Annotated in this window: 16 protein-coding genes; 8 read left to right on the plus strand and 8 right to left on the minus strand. The window is 51.0% G+C overall.

The window, feature by feature from the left end; genetic code table 11:
- Positions 1–34: 34 nt before the first annotated feature.
- Positions 35–841, minus strand: coding sequence for a HoxN/HupN/NixA family nickel/cobalt transporter (locus BCM14_RS08535; protein WP_106227590.1), 807 nt, complete (start codon positions 839–841; stop codon positions 35–37).
- Positions 842–967: 126 nt separating this feature from the next.
- Between BCM14_RS08535 and BCM14_RS08540 the strand changes: the two genes are divergently transcribed.
- Positions 968–1387 (plus strand): GNAT family acetyltransferase, encoded by a 420-nt coding sequence (locus tag BCM14_RS08540; protein WP_106227747.1) that lies wholly within the window; start codon positions 968–970, stop codon positions 1385–1387.
- A 93-nt stretch (positions 1388–1480) separates the two neighbouring features.
- Positions 1481–2575: a peptidyl-alpha-hydroxyglycine alpha-amidating lyase family protein gene (locus BCM14_RS08545; RefSeq protein ID WP_106227591.1), complete on the plus strand. Its 1095-nt coding sequence runs from the start codon at positions 1481–1483 to the stop codon at positions 2573–2575.
- Positions 2576–2585: 10 nt separating this feature from the next.
- Here the strand turns inward: BCM14_RS08545 and BCM14_RS08550 are convergent, their stop codons facing one another.
- Complete coding sequence (locus BCM14_RS08550) at positions 2586–3398, minus strand: hypothetical protein (protein ID WP_106227592.1); 813 nt, start codon at positions 3396–3398, stop codon at positions 2586–2588.
- 281 nt (positions 3399–3679) lie between these two features.
- Here BCM14_RS08550 and BCM14_RS08555 point away from each other — a divergent pair, with 281 nt between their 5' ends.
- Positions 3680–4054: a hypothetical protein gene (locus tag BCM14_RS08555; RefSeq protein ID WP_106227593.1), complete on the plus strand. Its 375-nt coding sequence runs from the start codon at positions 3680–3682 to the stop codon at positions 4052–4054.
- A 16-nt stretch (positions 4055–4070) separates the two neighbouring features.
- Here the strand turns inward: BCM14_RS08555 and BCM14_RS08560 are convergent, their stop codons facing one another.
- From BCM14_RS08560 to BCM14_RS08580, 5 genes are all read right to left on the minus strand, one after another.
- Complete coding sequence (locus tag BCM14_RS08560; protein WP_259673510.1) at positions 4071–5552, minus strand: efflux transporter outer membrane subunit; 1482 nt, start codon at positions 5550–5552, stop codon at positions 4071–4073.
- A gap of 14 nt (positions 5553–5566) precedes the next feature.
- The gene (locus BCM14_RS08565) at positions 5567–6292 is read right to left on the minus strand and encodes a hypothetical protein (protein ID WP_106227595.1); all 726 of its coding nucleotides are present in this window, start codon (positions 6290–6292) and stop codon (positions 5567–5569) included.
- Complete coding sequence (locus BCM14_RS08570) at positions 6289–9498, minus strand: efflux RND transporter permease subunit (protein WP_106227596.1); 3210 nt, start codon at positions 9496–9498, stop codon at positions 6289–6291. Before BCM14_RS08570 ends, BCM14_RS08565 begins: the two co-directional genes overlap by 4 nt.
- A gap of 71 nt (positions 9499–9569) precedes the next feature.
- A complete protein-coding gene (locus BCM14_RS08575) occupies positions 9570–10772 on the minus strand; it encodes an efflux RND transporter periplasmic adaptor subunit (RefSeq protein ID WP_106227597.1) in 1203 nt (400 codons plus the stop codon).
- Positions 10773–10914: 142 nt separating this feature from the next.
- Positions 10915–11496, minus strand: a complete 582-nt coding sequence (locus BCM14_RS08580) for a UbiX family flavin prenyltransferase (RefSeq protein WP_106227598.1) — start codon at positions 11494–11496, stop codon at positions 10915–10917.
- A 124-nt stretch (positions 11497–11620) separates the two neighbouring features.
- Here BCM14_RS08580 and BCM14_RS08585 point away from each other — a divergent pair, with 124 nt between their 5' ends.
- Together BCM14_RS08585 and BCM14_RS08590 are read left to right on the plus strand one after the other, a co-directional pair.
- Positions 11621–12550 (plus strand): ABC transporter ATP-binding protein, encoded by a 930-nt coding sequence (locus tag BCM14_RS08585; protein WP_106227599.1) that lies wholly within the window; start codon positions 11621–11623, stop codon positions 12548–12550.
- Between the two features lie 2 nt (positions 12551–12552).
- Positions 12553–13320: an ABC transporter permease gene (locus BCM14_RS08590; protein WP_106227600.1), complete on the plus strand. Its 768-nt coding sequence runs from the start codon at positions 12553–12555 to the stop codon at positions 13318–13320.
- A gap of 53 nt (positions 13321–13373) precedes the next feature.
- Here BCM14_RS08590 and BCM14_RS08595 read toward each other — a convergent pair whose 3' ends face one another.
- Positions 13374–14096: a transporter substrate-binding domain-containing protein gene (locus tag BCM14_RS08595; RefSeq protein WP_106227601.1), complete on the minus strand. Its 723-nt coding sequence runs from the start codon at positions 14094–14096 to the stop codon at positions 13374–13376.
- 142 nt (positions 14097–14238) lie between these two features.
- On the opposite strand from BCM14_RS08595, the gene BCM14_RS08600 reads away from it, so the two are divergent.
- The 3 genes from BCM14_RS08600 (at position 14239) to sorA (ending at position 18082) form a co-directional block, all read left to right on the plus strand.
- Complete coding sequence (locus BCM14_RS08600) at positions 14239–15354, plus strand: alpha-hydroxy acid oxidase (protein WP_106227748.1); 1116 nt, start codon at positions 14239–14241, stop codon at positions 15352–15354.
- Between the two features lie 32 nt (positions 15355–15386).
- Complete coding sequence (locus tag BCM14_RS08605; protein WP_106227602.1) at positions 15387–16769, plus strand: CoA transferase; 1383 nt, start codon at positions 15387–15389, stop codon at positions 16767–16769.
- Positions 16770–16852: 83 nt separating this feature from the next.
- Positions 16853–18082: a SorA family sulfite dehydrogenase catalytic subunit gene (sorA, locus tag BCM14_RS08610; RefSeq protein ID WP_106227603.1), complete on the plus strand. Its 1230-nt coding sequence runs from the start codon at positions 16853–16855 to the stop codon at positions 18080–18082.
- The last annotated feature ends 11 nt before the right edge of the window (positions 18083–18093 follow it).

Below are 18093 nucleotides of genomic sequence, written 5' to 3' on the forward strand. Positions count from 1 at the left end.
ATCCAACTAAAGTGAAGGTAAGACGGGATAGTAATCAATTCGTTTGGCTGAGTTTTTGACCAAGCCCGTAGCTTGCGATGAGAACGCCCATCACGACGGCACCAAACCAGAGCTCTTTCCCTGTGCGCCAGGTTTCAAAATCGGGCAAGGTAGCCCCAGCGATATTCAGAACCGCGACAAGAATGCTGACGCTTGCGACAGACAATGCCATCACGCGTGAAGCAATCCGGGCAGTTTGGTCTGATCGCGTGATCAGGTTCGCAATAAACAGCCCGTTAATGCCGTCGGTGATTAACATACCGACTACAAAAACGAGAGCAAAGACCAGGGCGAGTTGCCATCGCTGGTATTCAAGCGCGATGACGGCAAAGAGTGACGCCTGACTCAGGGTATCAAAAGACAGAGCGAATAACGCACCCACCGCGAGCATGGCATAAGGGCTACGCACATTAAGTAGCTTGGCAAACCACCGGTAGCGCCAGCCGCGCAAGCTGACTAGCTCAGTATTTGGGGTATGCAAAACGCCATGGATGTTCGCAATTGCGAGGGCGAGCAAGATGGATACTGATGTCCATGTGCCGAAGCCATCCAACCAATCGGGTAATTTAATGTCTCGGGTAAGCGTCGCGGCACTAACAGAGATCGGGACGATAATTAAGCCATGCCCTAACGAGAAAAGGAAACCGGCATATTTTGCTAGTTTCGGGCTATCTTTGTGGTTGTACCGCGTCAAACCGTCGATTGCAGCCAAATGGTCTGCATCAAAACCATGGCGCATCCCAAGCAATAAGACCAAGATGGCAACACTTAACAGATCTGCAGGGTGCGCAAGACTATTCATGAACCCGCTCAATGGCAATTTTTGGATCAAGCGATACAGTAAATAATAGTGCTGAATAAGTCTAGCTAATTTGATGAAAAGCCCTACTCGAACCTTACAAAGTTAATGCTCAAAAACACCAATATGATGCAGATAAAACCTTTTTCTCAAGCGAATACCGATACAGTCATTGAGCTGTGGAACCTCTGCGGGCTAACACGATCGTGGAACAATCCACGACTGGATATTGAACGCAAATTAACTGTCAAGCCAGAGTGGTTTCTGGTCGGTGAAGTCAATCAAGCAATCGTCGCCAGCGTGATGTTTGGCTATGAAGGCCACCGGGGCTGGGTGAATTACTTGGCTGTCCACCCTTCGCATCAACGAAAAGGCTACGCCAGGCAACTGATGGCCTATGGCGAACAGTTACTTGAGGCCTCGGGCTGCCCCAAACTAAGCTTGCAAATTCGGGCGACCAATAGTCAGGTCGTCGCCTTTTATGAAAGCCTGGGCTACAAACAGGACGAAGTCATCAGCATGGGTAAGCGTTTGATTACAGACGAATAAAGACCAACGTATCGACAGCGCGTTTTTATACTTTCATTTGGTCTTTTGCGTTACGCTTGTCACCACAATGACAACCATAACGGAGACTTCAACATGAAATCATTGCTCGTCACAGCCTTAATGGCCGTCAGTACGACGACTTTCGCCCAAGCGGGTGTACCAGAGATCCCTTTTGACTCAGTGCCCAACCCTCTCGTCATGCCCAAAGATATGCATCTGGGCGAGGTGAGCGGTGTTGCAGTCAATTCAAAGGGTCACATTTTTGTACTACACCGCGGGGCAACGAGTGGGCCAGCCTTCTCAGCAGCAGCGTCGCAACTGCTCGAATTCGATGGTAAGGGTCAATTTATCAGAGAGGTCGGTAAGGGCCTTTACGCCTGGTCTTATGCCCATATGGTTCGAATCGACAAGGATGACAATATCTGGGTAACTGACAAAGGCTCAGACATGGTGATCAGTTTTGATCCTGCTGGTCGCGTGCGCATGGTGTTCGGTCGCAAACAAGAGGCTTCAGACAAAGAAACAGGGCCACTTGAACATCCCAACCCACCACTTAAGGCAGAGGTCGGCAAGTTCAGGCAAGTCACTGACGTGGCTTGGGATCCACAAGGCGATTTGTTTATCAGTGACGGCTACGTTAACTCACGTGTGGCCAAGGCCGACAAAAACGGCAATTGGTTGATGTCTTGGGGTGATCGCGGGCAAAAGCAGGGTGAGTTTCATACGCCTCACAGCATCGCAGCTGATGCAAATGGCAATATCTACGTTGCCGACCGAGGCAACAGACGTATTCAGGTATTCGACAGCAACGGCAAGTTCCAGCGTGAAATGAAAATCGATGTGCCGTTCGATCCAAAAATCCAACCTGCCATTGGCGATGTGCCAGACATCTCGAAAAAAGATGATCCCGCGATGATCAATAAGGTTCAGATGCCGGGTTCGCCTTGGTCGCTTTGCATTACAACTGGGCCGAAACCAGTGATGTTCGTCTCCGATGCTTACCCAGGACGTATCTACAAGATGACGTTAGACGGCACTGTGTTGGGTGTTCTCGGGCAGTCTGGCAAACAGCTGAAGCAATTTGGCTGGATCCATGCGATTGCATGTCCCAATGAAAACACACTATATGTCGGTGAACTTTTAAATTGGCGAGTGCAGAAACTGCTTTTGCACCCGACCAAAAAATAAGCAATCGAGATCAGGCAGTCACGTTGATCAGACTGCCTGTCGTTGAGGGGCTTGCCTGACCCAGCGCACTAATCGTGTACTGAAGGTTTTGCAAAAACGAATCAAAGCTTGGGCTGGTGGGTGAGGTTGTCGCCCCGCCAGACGCTGCAACAATTTGCTGAAAATCAGTCTGCAAGGTTGACAGCAACGAATTGGGCGAGACACCACCGTCTTGATTAGTTATTGATGGCGCAGACAACTGGGCGATCAGCCCGCTTAAAACACTAGACATATTGGTGTAACCCGTCGCGCTGACGCTCGACGCAATACCGGGAGATGAAACGGACGAAGTAGCTGCACTTTGTTGAGCACTAACCGCCGTCATCAAATCATGCATAAACTGATGGATAGCATCTCTGATGGGAAGCACATCAGCTGACTGAGTTGTGGTGGAACTGCTTGCAGCGCTCGCAGTCGGCGTAGTCGACTGAGTAGTCGGTTGTGCAGTCTGAACAAGGGCTGAAGCGGTGGTTGAAGCGGTGCTTGAAGCGCTTGTCGTGGCGCCTTTAGGGGCAGGCCCAAAAAGACTGACGCCGGACTGCAAGAGAGCGGTGCCAAATGCCTGAAGCAGGTAACCGCTAGGCCCATTACCGTTCTGTTGCCCACCTGAATTGGAGGTGCTCGGGCTTTGCGAGCCTTGATTGACACCTGTGAGGCCAACCGCAGTCACTGCGGTGTTAATCGTTGTCGCGTTTGCCGCAGACGAAGCGGATCCCGTTGCAGGCGTTGCCGGTGCAATCGTGGTGGGCAGCGACTGCCCTAGCGCAATTGGATTAGTAGCCATTGTATTTCTCGCTCGAAATAGAATGAATTAATACTGCTTACAATGTGTTTTTTAATACAAAAGTCCTTAAATATCAAGCACTACCCAACAAAATAGACGTAAAACATTAAAGTTTTTGAAAATATTGCCGTAAGACTGTTAAGCCTTAACTCATGCAATAACTTTGATTACCACTTTGTAATGACATGGCCGAACAAAATCTGGCAAATTGAGGGAACTTAGCCCCTCGTTCACAATCTCACTGTGCATACCTAACAACATAACTTGAACTCGGTGACGTCATGAAAAAAATACTTCTTTCCGCAGGCTTCGCCGCTGCCTTGCTGATGAGCGTGAACGCCAACGCTTGGCACGGTCACGGTGGCTATTATCGTGGCGGTTGGGTGGGTCCAGCCATAGTCGGAGGCGTTGTCGCTGGCGCGCTAGTCGGCGGAGCGTTCGCCTCGCCTTACTATTATGGATCGCCCTATTACTACCCGCCAGCCCCGGTTATTGTGCAGCAACCCGTTGTCGTGCAGCAACCTGTGGTCGTACAGCAGCAGCCCGTGTACGTGCAAACTCCTGGTGCTAACAAGCCAGCTCCCGCTGGTTATCACTGGCAGGTCATGACCAATCCTCAAACCAATATCGCACAAGAAGTCCTAGTGCCAAATTGACCGGCTGAGGGACGCGTTAATCCCGCTTGCCTGCTCCGGCGTCGCTAGATTCTCGCGTCCAACCACCACCTAAGGATTGATACAAAGCGACCGTGTCGCCCATATAGGTTGCTTGCGCCTGGAGACGGGCTGTCTTAGCGCTCAAATAACTCTGCTGAACAAGTTGAAAAGCGGGCTCTGCCGCGTAGCCTTTATCAAATTGTTGTTTCGTTGCAGTTGCAATCGCCAACAGGGCCTTTTCATTTTCAAGCGCGGCATCTAAAGCCTGCCTGTCCATCTCAAGCGCATACAGTGTGTCTGCTACGTTCTGATATGCCACCAGGACAGTTGCCTTATATTGGGCAAGGGCTTGGGCTGTTGCTGCTTCTGCCGCCTCTTTACGGAAATAAAGCGTACCCGCGTCGAACACCGTTTGAGACAGGTTTCCGGTGACACCCCAGAAGGGGTTGCCCGCAGCAAATAATGTATTGATTGCGTTAGAGGCACCACCCATCGCCGCAACGATCGAGAATTGAGGAAGCATGTTGGCAACAGCCACGCCAATTTGCGCATTCGCTGCCTTGACCAGCTCTTCAGCGGCCATCACATCAGGGCGCTGATCAACCAACTGAGAGGGTACGGCTCTCGGTAAGTGAGCGGGGATTTTCATTGCACTGAGTTCAACGAGTTTCAGTGCCTCGCTGGGGTACTGGCCGCACAACACTGCGATTAAGTCGCGTGTCTGATCGAGCGCTTTTTTGACTGCGAAGCCAGCTTGCTGAGTGGCCGCATAGGCAGATTCTTGATTAGCAAGATCAACCCGGCTGAAGTAGCCAGTCGAGAAAAGCTTTCGCGCTGTGACCAGTTGTGCCAGACCCAGTTTGACCGATTCTTGTTGAGCAGTGAACTGCTCGGATAGTGTCGCTTCTTGCATGATCGCGGCGATCACATTACTGGCCACCGTGATTTTCAAGGCGTCCAATTGATACTGCGCACTGTTTGCTTGTGCCTTGAGCGACTCGACTTGCCGGCGATTTAGTCCAAAAATATCTGGGGTGAAACCCACGCTCAACTGAGCGGTTTGAAGCGAGTAGCTGCTATCGCCGTTAACGACAGAAGTTGGGGCTGACACATAATTACCGACATTGCCGCGCGAACCTGAATACCCTGCCCCGACACTCGGAAAAAAGAAACCCTGCTGCGCTCTGACGTTGGCCTTCGCTACTTTCAAATTAGCGAGTGCCGCTTCGATAGTGGGGTTATTTTTAAGCGCCAGGTCAACCACTTGATTGAGTGCCTCGGATTGATAGGCCTTCCACCAATCTGTTTCAACTCGAGTCGCTATTGGCTCACCCGCTTGAATCGCCGCAGAATCAACGTCACGCGTAAAACTTGACACGGCGTTTGTCTGAGTACGCACGTAATCTGGCCCAACCGAGCAAGCGGTCAGTCCGAGTGCCAACGTACTCAGGATCATGATTCGGGTTGATTTCAGCTTAAGTTTTTTCACGTTGTTCATTTCTTTCATATCGGTCAAGCAAGCTTCATTTCAGAGTCAGAGACATCGCGACGACCCAGCGGGTATAAGCCACCTGCAGCCCAAAGCGTAGCGATTAACGAATAAACGCCATGGCCAAGCAGGCTCGACAACAGAGGCGATTTCATTTGTATGGCCAGGTACGTGACGACACGGGTCCAGACTAGTGCGTAAAACAAAATCAAAACCAGGCACGAGATAGGTGAAAAGAAAAGATCCCGCATAGCCTTAGCTAAAAGTACGAAGACATCACTATCATCCATCGCCAACCGCGCTGAGCAGGAGGCCATAAAAAGTATCACCAGCGCTTCCGAAAATGCATAGGGAAAAACAGCGATGAGGGGAAGATTCAGGCGGGCGGCAAACGCAGACAATTGCAATAGCCTGATCAGGTCGCTCAGGCCGGTGAACATGATAAAACCAAGCACCCCGTAGAGCAATAAACTGATCAGGACGGTTGGTCGGGCGCGCAGAGTGGCTAATTCATTCAGCCACAGCAACGGGATACGAGATGGCCGCAAAGTCGGCACGCACAACAAAGCGCTCGTGACATAAACCAAAAACGGCCAGCTTAACCAGGTCAAAAAAGGAACACCCTGCGCAAGGGTTTGCAAACATACCGTGAGACACACTAACGCCCAAAGACCACCACCGTGCTGACGATGCAGTTGTCTGATCGCAGAGCTCCTGGCAAAGAGGTCGATGGTCAGGGTTAGTCTCACCGTGCGTCCTTCGCTTTGTCGCTAAAGGCCATATCTTTAAGCAGCATCAGTGCTGGCACCACTATCAGCAGCATGATTGGCCCAATTAACAACCCGCCCACGACTACGGTAGCGAGGGGCTTTTGAACCTGACTACCAATACCGTGAGAAATTGCAGCAGGAAACAAGCCGATACAAGCGGACCAGGCAGTCATCAACATCGGTCGCATCCGCTGACTCGCCGCATGAAACATGGCATCGATCAAACTTAAATCCGTTGATTCACGCGTGTGATTGAAGTAACTCGTCATCAAGATACCGTTCATCACCGTAATCCCGAATAAAGAGATGAATCCAATTGCGGCTGAAATACTGAAGTCCAAACCTGCAACATACAAACCAATCACGCCCCCACCAATCGCGAAAGGAAGTCCGGCCAGAACCAGTAAGCTATCCATCCATGAATTAAACAAGCAATAAAGCAAGATCAAAATCAGGATCAACGTAATGGGCACAATCGTCGTTAAGCGCTCTTTTGCTTTTTGCAGATCCTCGAATTCACCTGCAAAGATAATCTGATAGCCACGCGGTAGCGCAACATTTTTTGTAATCTTGTCCTGCGCTTCAGCGACAGTGCTGCCCAAGTCACGGCCTCGAACACTAAATTTAATCGGGATAAATCGTGCTGTGGATTCGTGATAAATGTAGGTCGCCCCCGTGTCAACGGTGATGTCGGCAACTGAGGATAAAGGGATATAAGCAGTCGCACCACTTGGTGTCTGATAACCGATTCTCAAAGCCTTCACTTTTTCGATATCGTCACGCCCTTCTTTCGCCATGCGCACAGATAAACTGAACTGCCGCGGGCCTTCAAGCACGGTGGTGACCACGAGATCCGCAAGCGATGCTTGAATAAAGGTGTTGACGTCGCCTGTATTCAATCCATAGCGAGCCGCCTTTTCGCGATCAACTTTTATATTCAAGTTGGGTTGCCCACGCAAATAGAAGATACCAAGATCTTCTACCCCTTTCACCGTCCTCATTTGAGCCCGCACCTGCTCGGCGAGTTCTTCAAGTTTGGCCAAATTAGGCCCCAGGATTTTGACTGAATTCGCGCCTTTCACCCCTGAAAGGGCTTCCTCAACGTTATCTTGAATGTACTGTGAGAAATTAAACACAATACCTGGCAGCTCGTCGTCGAACTCTTTTTGAATATCGGCAGTCAGCATCTCTTTGGTTCGACCGCCCTTCCATTCATCATAGGGCCTTAGTGGGACGAATAACTCTACATTTGAGAACGCGGCCGCATCGCTGCCGTTATCAGGACGGCCGTGTTGCGACACGACAGTCAGAACCTCAGGATGACGCAACAAGATTGCGCGCATCTTAGCTGTGGGTTCCTCACCCGCGTCTAAGGCCATGGTCATTGGCATTGCGGCACGAATCCACAGGTTGCCTTCTTCTAACGCAGGTAAGAATTCAGAGCCAAGGCGGGTAGCCAGAAAAAACGTCAGCGCCAAAAAGACAACGCCAAAACCCACCATTTTTTTGCAATGAATCAACGACCAGCGCAGAACCGGCTCATACTTGTGACGTAAAAATCTCACCAGAAAAGTTTCGACCTCTTCAATGTGAGCCGGCAGTAACAACGAGGCTAAAACGGGAGTGACAACAAAAGTTGCGATCAAAGCACCGCTAAGTGCATAAGCGTAGGTCTTGGCCATCGGGCCGAAGATCTGCCCTTCAACGCCTTGCATCGTGAACAGCGGGATAAACGCCGCGACCGTGATGACTGAAGAGAACAACACAGAGCTGTCTACCTGTTTTGAGCTGATCAGAATCATGCTTAGACGTTCAGTCCATTTCGGGTACCGTTTGATTTGAGCCTGTTCGTCAAAACCGGTGCCTTCAACATTCTCTATCAGTCGCCGCCTCGCGGCGCCTGTCTGCTGGAAGTTCCTGAAAATGTTTTCTACGAGAATCACCGCAGAATCAACAATAATCCCGAAATCTACGGCACCAATTGAAAGCAGGTTAGCGTCCTCGCCTCTTGCGACGAGAATAATGATGCTGAAAAGTAAGGCGAACGGGATATTGACGCCAACAATGATCGCACTGCGCAAGTCACCCAAGAATATCCACTGGATAAAGAATACCAAGAGACAACCAAAGACCAGATTTTCGATCACAGTGTGCGTGGTGACAGCTACTAGCCCCGAGCGATCGTAATACGGGACGATTTTGACACCTGCTGGCAAGCTGCCATCGGTGTTCATCGCATCAATCATCGCTTTCACTTTTGGAATCATGTCATTGGTGTGCTGACTGCGTCCCATCACAACAATACCCGCGACAACATCAGGCTGATTGTCTTTGCCTGCGATGCCCAAACGGGGGACAAAACCTATTTCAACCTTCGCCACGTCCTTGACCAGAACGGGAACGCCATTGGTTTGGCCCAAGACAACGTTTTCGATATCAGTAATGCGATCGCCTTTGGTCAGATCATCCTCGCCGCCGTCATCTATCAGGCCGACACCTCTGATGTTTATTGACTGCTGACCGAAGGCTAACTCCCTGCCGCCAACGTTAATGTTCGCGTTACCCAATGCGGTCACGACCTGCGGCAGCGTGACGTTTCGCGCCTGTAGCTTGGCAATGTCCAGCTGTACTTGAAACTCCTTGGTTGTGCCACCCCAAGTATTGGTTTGTACGACCCCTGGGATTGTCTTTAACCTGCGCTCGACCACCCAGTCGTTGACGGTACGAAGGTTGGTCAAACCAAAGCTAGCTGGGCCGACCACTTGGTAACGAAGAATTTCACCCACAAGACTCGACTGTTGAATCTGGGGGATCTGATTAGCGGGCAAGTTCACGTTTTGTTGCAAACTAATACCAGCCTGCGCATAAGCGAAGTAGAAGTCAACGTCGTATCTAAACGTCACGCGCACAAACGAAAGACCATAAAACGAAGTGGATCGAATATTCGTGATCCCGGGGGTTGGATATAGGCCGATCTCCATCGGGACCGTGTAGTACTTCTCCATTTCTTCTGCCGACAGACCGGGCGCCTGGGCAGTGATTTCAAGAATGACTGGGGCTGGGTTCGGATAGGCCTCGATATTCAGTTTGCTGAAGGCCATCAACCCCGCTGCGATAAAGACCAGCAGGCCCAGCAAAATGATCGGGCGACGGGTAAGACCGAAGGAAATGATTGACGCTATCACGAAAAATCTCTCTGTTTCAAAACTGAGGGGCGCACATTAAGTTCGATTAAATGACCTAACCGATGGATCAGTTACTCGCCAACCAATAATATGTTGCTCAAAAATATGGACCCGGTCGAGGCAATCAGTTCACCCTCTTTCAAACCTTGAGTAATTTGCACCAGGCCGTTCGTGCGCAGGCCGGTTGTCACAGTGCGTTTTTTCATTCTTTTATTGGCTTCGGCAATCCAGACTGACATAGTGCCATCACCCTCACGAACCAGAGCCTCGTCTGGCACCGCAACGCTCTTTGTGACCTGATCGGATCGAACGGTAAAGGTGGCATACATACCCGAGCGGAGTATGTTTGCGGCATCAGCGATTTCTGAGCGAACCACGACAGTTCTTGTGACAGGGTCGACGACAGAGCCTACAACTTTAATCCGACCCTTAAAAATTTCAGTCGGAAAAGCAGTCACTTTCACGTCAACTTCCTGACCGACTTTAAAGCGTGGGCTCTCTGCTTCAGTGGCGTTAATTATCAGCCACTTGGTTGAAACGTCGGCCACAACAAAGGGCGCCGGGGCCGAACCAGGCTGCACAAGCAGGCCAGGCTGAACATTGCGCGTAATGACAGAACCCGATAACGGGCTTAATACCTTGAGCGTCGAATCGATCTTTCTCTTGAGTTCGATTTGCGCGATCTCTGCATCCGATTTACCGAACAGCGCCACGGTCAGCCGGGCTGCTTTCAACGCAGCTTCGGCAGTATTTTGATCGGCAACATTTTGTTGATATTCTTTTAATGAAATCGCTTTTGTTTCATATAGCTCAGTCGCCCTGGCCAGCGTTGCAGTTGTCTGGGCGTAAACCCCTTTCGCTGCCAGTAGCGTCGACTCGGCCTGCGCCAGATCAGCGCTATCTACGCTAAATAAAACCTGGCCTTTTTTAACGGTATCGCCAACGTCGGCGAACGTCTGAATCACTCGCCCCTGATAGTTAGTGAAAACTTGTACGGCCGAGTTTTCATTGAAACCAACGTTACCGTAGGCACTATAAGTTGCCAAGAAATCTGCTGTTTTGGCGGGCGCTATTTTCACACTCGCCAACTGTTTTTCGTTCAGATCGACATAGTCCTTGTCTACAGCTTGTGTCGTATCAACTCGCGCCTCAGGTGCTTCGGCGTGGAACAACCGGCTTCCAACAAAGAGGGCAAGGCCAACAATCAGAGCTGCCAGCGCCCATAACCACAGCTTGGGGGATTTTTTGTTTGCAAGAAGGTCAAATGATTTCATTTTGATCGAATCAAAGTTCAAAGGTAACGAGCTCGGGAACAGGACAACCCAAGACCCGCTTTTCAGAAGGCTGAAGTGTACGGATAAATATGTGACGGATCACACCCGTTCTTATTACAGTTTCGTAATAAAGCTGAAAAGGCTACTTTTGAACCTTCAGACCATCCCATCTGGAAACCAGATTTGTTTCAATTTGAAACAAATCCAACACCCGACCGACACTGTGATTAATGATGTCATCAACGCTTTGAGGACGCGTATAAAGGGCGGGCACGGGAGGCATCACAATCGCGCCGTTTTCGGTGACTTGCGTCATAGCCTTTAAGTGCCCCGCATGAAACGGGGTTTCTCGTACAAGTAAAACCACCCGGCGGCGTTCTTTTAAAGCCACATCAGCCGCTCGAGAGATCAAATTACCCGTAATGCCCCAGGCAATCTCAGATAGCGTATTGATCGAGCAAGGCGCAACCACCATACCAAGTGTCTTGAATGAACCTGAAGCGATCGAGGCGCCGATATTCTTTGCCGCATGCACAACATCCGCCAGCGCCTCGACTTCGGCAAGCTTAAAGTCTGTCTCAGCCGTCATCGTAATTTTGGCTGAATCACTCATGACTAAATGAGTCTCGATGTCAGTTGCTTTTAATGTTTGAAGCAGCCTGATCCCGTAAAGGGTTCCTGAGGCGCCAGTCAACGCAACGATTAAGCGTTTGGTGTTTTCCATCTTGGGATTATAGGATGCGAAGTCCTGTCGTAACAAAGAGTTACTATTCATAATCAGTTATTCATACGCTCAGCCTGCAGCCATGCTCGGTTGGCACCAGCTTATTCTTTAAAGTCATGCACCGATGAACAACATCATTACCATCTCTTCGTTATCGAAGACGTACGCAACTGGTTTCATTGCGTTAAAGAATATCAATCTTGAAGTACATCAAGGCGAGATTTTTGCTTTGCTTGGCCCAAATGGCGCAGGCAAAACGACGTTGATCGGCATCATCTGTGGCACGATCAATCCATCGGCGGGCCATGTCGTGATTGACGGTTTTGATCACATCACCCACTACCGCGAAGCGCGCTCGCGGGTGGGTCTCGTCCCGCAAGAGATATCAACGGATATGTTTGAAACCGTCTGGAACACCGTCTCGTTTAGCAGGGGCCTGTTTGGTAAACCTGCTAATCCAGCCTTGATCGAAAAGATCCTCAAAGATCTGTCACTGTGGGATAAAAAAGATACAAGAATCATGCGCCTCTCTGGCGGTATGAAGCGGCGGGTGATGATTGCCAAGGCCTTGTCTCACGAACCGCAAGTGCTCTTCTTAGACGAACCCACCGCCGGCGTTGACGTCAGTTTACGACGCGATATGTGGGAGTTAGTCAGACAACTGCAGCAAACTGGCGTCACGATCATTTTGACCACGCACTACATCGAAGAAGCTGAAGAAATGGCAGATCGCATCGGCATCATCACCAAGGGTGAGCTACAACTGGTTGATACGACTGCATCGTTGATGAAAAAGCTTGGCAAAAAACAATTGATTTTGCAACTAACCACACCCTTAAACGAGCTACCAGGGTCGCTAGCGATTGAGGGTCTCACACTCTCGAAAATGAAAGATGAAATCACTTACACCTACGACTCAGAGAGCAAAGGCCCAACAATCACTGAAGTGCTGAATCTCGTTGCTAATGCAAATATCCATTTCAAGGATTTGCGAACAACCGAGAGTTCACTTGAGGATATTTTTGTCGATCTCGTCGACGGCGAGGTTCAATAATCATGCAGCTCAACTTTCACGCCATTAGCGCCATCTTTAATTTCGAGATGGCAAGAACACGTCGCACCGTGATGCAAAGCATCATCGCCCCGGTGATTTCGACCTCACTTTACTTTGTGGTTTTCGGGGCAGCAATCGGGTCACGCATGCCGTCACTCGATGGGGTCAGCTACGGGGCATTCATTGTGCCTGGCTTGATCATGCTGTCCTTATTAACCCAAAGCCTCTCGAATGCTTCCTTCGGCATTTATTTTCCGAAATTCAGTGGGACGATATATGAGATTTTATCGGCACCGGTTTCGCACCTTGAAATCGTCTTAAGCTACGTTGGCGCGGCGGCGACCAAGTCAATCATTCTTGGTCTCATCATTCTGGCTACCGCAACATTTTTTGTGCCCTTGCATATCGCCCATCCTTTCTGGATGGTGTTCTTTCTTTTGTTGACCTCGATCACCTTTAGCTTGCTCGGTTTTATTATCGGTGTGTGGGCAGATAGCTTTGAGAAGCTTCAGGTTGTCCCTTTACTGGTCATAACACCTTTGACCTTTCTCGGCGGCAGCTTCTACTCGATCGCTGTGTTGCCCCCCTTCTGGCAGAAAGTCGCGCTGCTTAACCCTGTGGTCTATTTGATCAGCGGATTTCGCTGGAGCTTTTATGACGCGGGTGATGTCAGCTTGGGCCTGAGCGTTGGCATGACCTTCTTCTTCTTAATCGTTTGCCTGCTCGTTGTTCAGTGGATTTTCAAAACGGGCTACAAGCTAAAGAACTAACGCGTGCAACAAGCGGCCTGTCTGATAAAGCACGGGTTGAGGCGCACCTCTTTTCAAGGCGCAACAGATAAGCCCTCGACCCCATGCTTTTCTATCAGTCTCGCAACACGCTCATGCGCTTTTGCATCGTCGACAAACTGTTGCAGAAATTTAGCTGCGGCTGGCCGACCTTTGGGCACACCGATCGCCTGTTGAACCGCTGTAAAACGCCCATCAAGAATGCGAGAGCCCGGTAGTCGGGCGGCATCTGAGATCAGGCCTGCACGTAAACCAGCCAAGGCGTCTAGCTTTTCGTTCACGAATAAATTGAAGGTCGCCTCGAAGCCTTCTGCATGGACCAGCGTCGCATGTTTGATATTGCGCGTCAGCCAGAGATCATAGGCACTGCGGGCCGACACAGCGATGCGGTTACCTGGCCGATCAACCCCTTCGATAGTGGTGAGCACTGAGCCCGCCGGCACCAAATAGGTCGCTTCAATTTCAACGTAGGCCGTGGTGAAGTCTATCGTCTCTGCCCGGGCAGGTTCAGCGCCTATCAAACCAATATCCCAAACGTCTTGCGTGGCGGCGTCAGCCAGTTCGCCAGGCGATGCAAACGGAATCAGCACTAGCGGAACACCCAGTATATTAGCGATCGCCCCAGCCATATCAGGCGCAATCCCTTCGGGCTCACCTTCAGGTGATTGACCGGTAATCAATAAGAAATTGATCATATTGAGCGCCGCACGAAGGACGCCAGTGGGAGCTAGTTGGTGAACTGCTTCTAAATCAACCATTTTTTTATCCCGCAGAAGGCATTAAGTCGCAACAGCATTACTTTACTGCCAAATATTCTACCCTCGTCCAGTGGCTCCTTCGTTGACAAACGGTGGGTCGATGCCTACATTACCAAGACTATTCCAAGAAATCGGTTGCATCATGACAAGCTCAGAGACAAAATCAGCCCCGGCAGAGGCCGTATCATCATTTTTAACGCTGCACGAAATCGTTCAAAAAGCCCGACAGAAACTCAATCATGACAACTGGGATTACATTGTCGGGGGCACTGAGACTGAGACGACTGTAAAACGCAATCGCGCCGCGCTAGACAAGTTAGCCTTTAAACCGAGAATATTACGCGACGTACGCAAGGTAAATCCCGGAACCACGTTTTTGGGACGAGACCTTCGACTACCCGTTTTGCTGGCGCCTGTCGGTAGTCTTGAGCTCTTTGCACCCGACTCTGCGGTGGCGGCTGCAACGGCTGCGCGCGACTTCGGCATTGGTCATATGCTGAGCTCGGTGTGCAAGGTTAATTTTGAAGCAGTTGCAGAAGCAGTGCCGGATGCCTTGCGGCTTTTTCAGTTGTATGTGCATGGCGATGCTGCTTGGGTGGATGATATTGCAACACGCACCATGGCTGCAGGTTGCAGCGCATTCTGCTTGACGGTGGATAGTGCGTATTACAGCCGCCGCGAACGCGACATTGCTCAACGCAACATTCGTCGCAGCAACGTCCCTGGGCGGGAGTTTCAGCCCCAGATTACCTGGAAAGACGTGGACCGCTTGAAATCGAAGCTCTCTATTCCGCTGATTTTAAAAGGCATCAGCACCGCTGAAGATGCCGAAATGGCTGTCGAACATGGCGTGGATATGATTTACGTCTCCAACCACGGTGGCAGACAACTTGACCATGACCGCGGCAGCATGGATGCACTGCCCGAGGTCGTGCAAGCAGTAAACGGGCGTGCACAAATCATCGTCGATGGCGGCTTCAACCGCGGCACAGATATCGTCAAAGCGATCGCCATGGGCGCCGACATGGTGGGCATGGGACGTATGCAGTGTTATGGCCTGGCCGCTGACGGCGTTGCTGGTGTTGTGCGGATTCTTGAGCTACTCGAGACTGAGGTCCGCACGTGCATGGGCTTGCTTGGAGTGACCTCATTAGCAGAGCTTAATCCAAGCTATTTGCAGACACTACCATCAGTCACGGATAGTCACGTTTTGAGCGCATTTCCCCATCTGTCTTTAGATGAGAAAGCGTTTTATTAAGCCCGTGCAAGCCGCTCGTTCGAGAACATGAAATGACCAGTGATCTGGATATTCTGAAGTCCTTTTGGCATGCCGCCCGAGGGGATCCAGCAAAAGTCGATCAAGTTTCCTTCGTCGGACTGGGTGAATTACCCTCTACTTTTGCTGTCACGTCGTTCGCCTCAGCGACCGTTGGCACCTGCGGCCTTGCCTTGGCTAGCCTAATCGGCGCGACGGGGTTTGATGATAGCCACGAGACGCCCGTCATGATCGACAGGCGGTTAACATCTTTTTGGTTTCACGATTCGCTACGTCCCGTTGGTTGGAAAACACCGCCGAACAGCGACCCGACTGCCGGCGACTACCTGGCACGAGACGGCTGGATTCGCCTGCACACCAATGCGCCCCATCATCGACAGGCGGCGCTTGCTGTGCTGAGCGCGGATAATAATCGCGAGTCGGTCGCAAAGGCCGTCGCGACCTGGCACTGTGACGAACTAGAGTCAGCGGTGGTTGCAAACAAAGGTTGCGCTGCCACCATGCGCACTTGGGAAGCCTGGCAACAGCATCCCCAAGGTCAGGCGGTCATGGCCGAGCCACTGATCGCCTGGGAAAACGGCGACAGGGCACATCAACCTACTTGGGCATTTAACCGTGCTAGGCCCTTAGAGGGCTTAAAAGTGCTGGATCTGACGCGGGTTCTGGCAGGGCCGACTTGCACGAGGATGCTTGGCGCGTTTGGGGCGGATGTGCTGCGGGTCGACCCACCGTGGTGGACAGAACCCGGCAATGAACCTGAAATGACAGTAGGTAAACGTTGTGCCCGCGTCGACTTGCGAGCACCCGGCAACCTCGATCTTTTCAAAGCGCTGATTCAACAAGCAGACGTTATGGTGCATGGCTATCGAAGCGACGCGCTCGAAGCGATGGGACTAGGTGCAACTGAGCGTCAAAAGCTAAGGCCAGGGCTGATCGACGTCTCTTTGGATGCTTACGGCCATACCGGACCTTGGCGGCATCGACGTGGCTTCGACAGCCTGGTACAGATGAGCATGGGGATAGCTGAGATGGGGCAGCGGGTTCAACAAAAAGACAGGCCTACTCCCCTGCCGGTGCAAGCACTGGATTTTGGCACGGGATACTTGCTGGCTGCGGCGGCCTTACGAGGGTTAGAGACGCGCGTTCGGACCAGTCTCGGGTCTATTGCCCGTTTATCCCTCGCAAGGACAGGTATCGAGGTGATGAGGCTTCAACATCCGCACAACTATGTTTGTGAGACATTACGGCCCGAGTCGGCTGAGGATATTGACGAACGACCTGAACAGACGCACTGGGGCCTGGCACATCGACTTAAACCGCCTTTATCAGTCTTTGGCGTCGAGCAGTATTGGCGATCGGCCGCTACTCCGCTAGGTAGTAACCCTTGTGGCTGGTGATTAAACAGAAAGAAGCCGTCGATCGCTCGTAATATGTAGAGACTACACTTTTTTGTAACAATCTTTGTTTTGAGGGATCCAACATGGCCACCAATCATGATCAGGTTGCAGGTCGGCGAAAGCTACTTGCGCTGGGACTAGCAGGCGCTGCTTCGGCATCACTCTCGTCATTAACCGCGGCAGCAGATAACAAAGCGGTTTTGCCGTTTGCCTATGGCGAACGGGATCTGATTGCGTTTCCTGAAAAAAAGCCGATGATCGTGCTGACGGTCAGACCGCCACAACTTGAGACCCCCTTCAGCAATTTTGATAACAAAGTCATCACGCCGAACGATGAGTTTTTTGTGCGCTATCACTGGAACGGTTTGCCCACTTCGATTGACCCGCAAACGTATCGATTAAAAATTGGTGGCAACGTTGCCAAACCGCTTGAATTGTCGCTAAACGATCTAAAAACAAAGTTCACAGCCAAAAAGATCGTTGCAGTGAATCAATGCTCGGGCAATAGCCGCGGCTTTTTTGAGCCGCGGGTCAACGGCGGTCAGTTAAGCAACGGCGCGATGGGCAATGCAGCTTGGGTCGGTGTCCCGCTTAAAGATATTTTGAAAGCGGCAAACCCTGGGCAGGGTGCCAAGCAGGTTAGCTTCGATGGCCTGGATAAACCACCACTTGGCGATGGCCCGGACTTTGTCAAAGCGTTGGATATCGATCACGCGTTGGACGGTGAAGTGATGGTCGCCTATCAAATGAACGGCGCTGACATCCCGTTCTTGAACGGCTATCCGATCAAATTGATCGTGCCTGGATATTTCGGTACGTATTGGATCAAGCATCTGAGCCAGATCAACGTTATCAATGACGTATTCACTGGTTTTTGGATGGCCTCAGCTTATCGCATCCCGGATACCGATTGTCAGTGTGTCGAGCCAGGCACGCCGATGACTAAAACCATCCCAATCAATAAATTCGGCGTGAGATCATTCATCACCAACCTAAATGACAAAAGTGTCGTGCCTGTCGGCAAAGCGACGTTAGTCAGGGGGATCGCGTTCGATAGCGGTGCTGGCATCAAGCAGGTTCGGTTTTCGCAAGATGGCGGTAAAAATTGGGTTGCAGCAAAACTGGGGCAGGACTTGGGTAAATACTCTTTCCGTCCCTGGAGCCTTGAGTTCAAACCCGCGCAGAAAGGTGCATTGGATTTGCGCACACAAGCCTTCAATGCTGCGGGTGAAACCCAGCCGACGAATGCGCGCTGGAACCCACCCGGTTACATGCGAAATGTAATCGAATCCATTGTTGTCACTGCTGTTTGAAGGATGCATCA

The organism is Jezberella montanilacus (assembly GCF_003003055.1).
Taxonomy (GTDB): Bacteria; Pseudomonadota; Gammaproteobacteria; order Burkholderiales; family Burkholderiaceae_B; genus Zwartia; species Zwartia montanilacus.